Source organism: Bradyrhizobium sp., from assembly GCF_019244115.1.
Classification (GTDB): domain Bacteria; phylum Pseudomonadota; class Alphaproteobacteria; order Rhizobiales; family Xanthobacteraceae; genus Bradyrhizobium.
Map to the genome: position 1 here is coordinate 1 of NZ_JAFATE010000905.1, position 3611 is coordinate 3611.

At 61.9% G+C, this 3611-nt stretch carries 3 protein-coding genes and 2 pseudogenes; all 5 read right to left on the reverse strand.

Annotation, left to right across the window (positions count from 1 at the left end):
* Nucleotides 1–265 (reverse strand): annotated as a pseudogene (locus JOZ76_RS37580) (adenylate/guanylate cyclase domain-containing protein); the annotation flags it as partial.
* 3 nt (nucleotides 266–268) lie between these two features.
* Nucleotides 269–772 (reverse strand): annotated as a pseudogene (locus tag JOZ76_RS37585) (Rab family GTPase).
* Nucleotides 769–2688 (reverse strand): OmpA family protein, encoded by a 1920-nt coding sequence (locus JOZ76_RS37590; protein WP_291706419.1) that lies wholly within the window; start codon nucleotides 2686–2688, stop codon nucleotides 769–771. The pseudogene JOZ76_RS37585 and the gene JOZ76_RS37590 overlap by 4 nt, the downstream one beginning before the upstream one ends.
* A gap of 13 nt (nucleotides 2689–2701) precedes the next feature.
* On the reverse strand, nucleotides 2702–3286 hold the full coding sequence (locus JOZ76_RS37595; protein ID WP_291706420.1) for a hypothetical protein: 585 nt from the start codon (nucleotides 3284–3286) through the stop codon (nucleotides 2702–2704).
* 93 nt (nucleotides 3287–3379) lie between these two features.
* Nucleotides 3380–3611 (reverse strand): transposase family protein (locus JOZ76_RS37600; protein WP_291706421.1); only part of this gene is annotated, 232 nt, incomplete at its 5' end.

The following is a 3611-nucleotide window of genomic DNA, read 5'->3' on the forward strand; positions in this document are numbered from 1 at the left end:
AATGAAGATCGGCCGCACGGCCGCTCGCGAGCTCCATCGCGGGCACGACATAGGGCGACTCGACCAGCGGGAGAAGCCCTTCAAGAAAGAAGGCCTGCTCGGTGGCCGGCTCGCCCAGCTGCAAACCCGCCAGCCCATAAGCCTCGAGATGCCCGCCGGCGCCGACCAGGGTGAGCCCGGCATCAACCTGCAGATAGGCCACCGCCCGCTCATCATAGATCAACGCTTGCAGCCGCTTGGCGACGGTTGCGGGGAGGCCTGCCATGACTCAGCGCGCAACGCGCTCGGCGAGCGCCTTGAAAGCATCCTCGACGCCCTCCCCGGTTCGTGCGCTCGTCGACTGCACCCACCAGCCATTTCCCTGAAGCCCCTCGACGTCCTTGTCAGAGATTGCCCACTCTTCCCGAAGATCGCTTTTGTTCACCAGCAACACGAATGGCAGGGCGCCGAAATCCGCTTCAACCCGTCAACGCAGCGACAGCGCGATCTCGAGGGTCGAGGGCCGGGTCCCGTCGGCGACCAGCACATATCCGGCAGAGCCCCGCAGATAGCTCATGCGGAGCGAGGCGATGTCGTCCTCGCCCGCCAGATCCCACAGGATCAGGGTCACAATCCGATCGGATAGCACGACATTCTTCTTGTCGATTTTGACGCCAACCGTGGTCAGATAGGTCTCGGAAAAGATGCTCTGGACGAAGCGCTTGACCAGGCTGGTCTTGCCGACCGAGAAAGCACCGAGCATGCAGACCTTCTTCTGCTGCGTAGCGATCATCGCTGTTCCTCGATCTCGGCTTTGAATAAAACCCGGCGGTTGGCCGAGCGTGCGGCCTCGGAGGAGGCCGGCTCCAGCGGCTCGAGCGCACCGGCGCCGCGCACCGCGAGCATATCGGGATCGACGCCGCGCTTCTTCAGCAGTGCGCGGACAGCTTCGGCCCGCGCCAAGCTCAGCGAAAGATTGAACGCATCGCTGCCGGTTTCGTCTGAATGCCCGGTGACCGTCACCCTCGCAGCCACTCGCATAGCGGACGCCAAGGATGCGAGCTTTTTCAGCTCCCCTGCCAGCTGATCGAGCACGACGTCCTGCCCCGCTGCCGGCAGCGCCTGGTTGAAATTGAAATGAATCTCGTGCGACTGGATAGCCTCGCTCAGCTTGCCGATCGCCCCTTGATAGACGTCCGATACCCGAGAGAGATCGAGATTGGGTCCCCCCGCTGGCAACATCCGGCTCGCGATGCGCACGCGCTCGATCCAGGTGAACGGTGCCGATCCCCGAGCCACGATGTGATCGCCATCGAGTGTGAGCGTCACGGTCGGCGGCGGGTCAAGCGAAGCCTGCACCCGCTTTAACACAAACGCCGGATCAAGCCCCTGATAAAGCTCCCAATGGCTGACGACAGCGGCGGGGTCGATCCCCGCGTGGCGGAGCAACAATTGTGGGTCGACTGCGAGCGGATCGCGCAATCCGGCGACCAGAAACTTGCCGTCCTGCTGCCCGACCTCGGTGATCACGATGCCGGGTTGCGCTCTTAGCCGCGCTCTTAGCCGCGCGACGTAGCCGTCCCAGATCCGCTGCTTGGCCTGCTGCAGCTGTTGCGTGTATTCCCAGGCCCGCTCGTTCTGCCACCACCGCACGCCCCCTGCTCCCACGAGTGCCAGCAATACCAACCCGACCAGAGCGGCGAACCATGGAAAGCCGCGTTCTGCAGCTTGTGGCGCGTGCTGCTCGAGAGCGACGCATTCCCTCAAATTTGCCTCGACATCGGCGAAGTGGGAGCTATCGCCGTCGAAGCTCTCGAGCGCATGTCGGCGCTCGTCGTGGATCCGCGACAGGATGCCGCGCAACGTTTCGTGCAAGCCTTCCGGCGGATTGCCTCGGATCACCGCGGCCAAGGTCGCGATGGGCCCCGGCTCGGACCACAGCCAGAGCTCTCCCAGCCGGGCCGTATCGAGCCCCTGTTGCTCGGCACCGCTGAAGGAATCCCGCACGAAATCCTGGATCGCGATCAGCATCGACGAAACCAGCTGCGGGTCCTGGCCCACTGCATTATCCGCCGCGGCATGGGAGATCAACAGCCCCGTATCACGGTGGATAAGAAAGACGTGCTCGACCTGATAGATGAGCGTGTGCCTGAGCACGACCTCGGCGAAGGGAGTGCCGGTGCGCCAAGCCTCCCAGCGCCATTTGAGCCCGCTCCAAGTGAGGCTGTACTTCAGCGATTGATTGAGCGATTGGAAGGTCTCGTCAATCGCCTCCCAGATCGATTTGCGGATCGCCGGGACGATCAGCGGATAAAGGATATTGAGCAGCGTCCGCGGATCACTTCGGATCGAGCTTTGCGTTGCCTTCTCCAAAGCCGGGGCCAACACCTCCCCGAGCCGCGCGTCGCTCGACACCTGAGCAATCGCTGTGGGCAAAATGCGCGCGACCGTGATCGCGAGCTGCTCGGGATCGTCTATGACCTCGCTCAGCCGTGACAGTAATTCGAGCTCGCGCTCGAACAGCAAGGTCCGCAGCTGTTCAAGCCGGGGATCGATTGGGCGCACCCCGATCGGCTCTTCACAGAAGCGTGGCTCGACGTTCCGCACGAGCTCGACCAGGAGCCCAGCAAGCCCTTTACGATCGATACCTGGATCGCCTGCGAAGGGACGAACGAGCGCTTCAAGCGTATCGGCGGCGGATGTGCTCAACGCGTTGGGCCGATCAGCTGGGCACCCAACCGCGCGGGGGCTCGATGGCGCTCCTGCCGGCGCTCTTTGGTCCGATGTCCTGGTTCAGGCATCGGGCGACCTCGACGAACAAGCTGGCGAGCAAATTACGATCGGTTTTGACGCCGTTCAGCTCGGCGAACATCTTCTCGATCGTGTGCTGCAGGTCCTCGTGCCTGCGCCTTATTTCCTCGCGCAGCAACTGCACCTCTTGAGTCAAGCGGTCGTTCTGCTCGCGCTCGAGCCGGCTCAACTGGTCTGACGTCGAGCGCAGACGCTTTTCAACCGCGTCATTGTGCTCGCGCTCTACCCGCTCGATCTCCTTGTTGGCATCGATGCGCAGATCTTTTTCTTCGCGCAGCTCGGCTGTAAAGGATTCCATCTGCTTCTTTGCGCTCGATTCGAGAGAGCTGAGCTTGTGTGTCATCTCAGACTCGATTTCCCGAAAGCGCTGCAGAAATCGCTCTTCGAGCAGAGAGAAGCGGCGATCGTAATCTTGCATTTGATTGCCGAGCAGCAGATCACGGATCTTGTCCACGCCCGCCACTTCGGTGCTATAGGATGCATTATTGTAGCCCATTTGGCCGCTTGCTTGCGGTTGAATAGACCTATTGCGAAAGTCGCCTGACCTGTTTTCCTGAGCCGGGCATGCCTTTTGTCTCTCGCGGCCCCTTCAGAACGGACCGAAGCCGTCTTCGAGGTTCACGAGGCCCGCGACGATGGATACCTTGGTGTCGTGTGTCCTCAGCGGATTTCGAAACCGCTCGGAGACGATCCTGAAACGTTTCACCCGCCCGATCCGGTGCTCCACCCTGACCCGGAACGAGCTGAGCCCCCGATTGTATTCCTTCTCCTCGTCGTTCAGTTCTCCCCTCTTCGGCTTCTTGTACGGGAACTCCAGGTTC